The organism is Sphingomonas sp. Leaf30, from assembly GCF_001422525.1.
Lineage (GTDB): Bacteria > Pseudomonadota > Alphaproteobacteria > Sphingomonadales > Sphingomonadaceae > Sphingomonas > Sphingomonas aerolata.
Genome location: NZ_LMKZ01000012.1, coordinates 1 through 431, shown reverse-complemented (window position 1 = coordinate 431; position 431 = coordinate 1).

Below are 431 nucleotides of genomic sequence, written 5' to 3'. Positions count from 1 at the left end.
CGCTGCGGGCATGCGCGTGCCGCACAGACTGGCAACAAGCTCGACGTACGTTCCGTCAGGAATGTCGCGAACGATTGGGCTCTCAGTGGCTTTCACACGTCTCTAATTAAACGCAAAAGGTGAAGGCATCCTATCCGAACGCTTTCCTCAGGACACGGGGGCTGGCTTAATTAATGCGAAACACATGAGCCGGTGTTCGAAGCTGGGAAGCGTGCCGTCGCCGTAGACGGCGGTTGATGGGTCCTATCAGCCCCACTCTGTCGGGCAGTACCGCCAACAGGCGGCCATCCATCGGGTACTATAGTAGGTCCATACTTTCTGCGAACAGTTGACAAATAACTCTACTTAGGTTGAGTAAAAGTATGGCTCGTAATCGTCGACCATCGAAGCAAATGCTCCACTTGCTGGAGGCACTTTCGGCGCACGCTCAG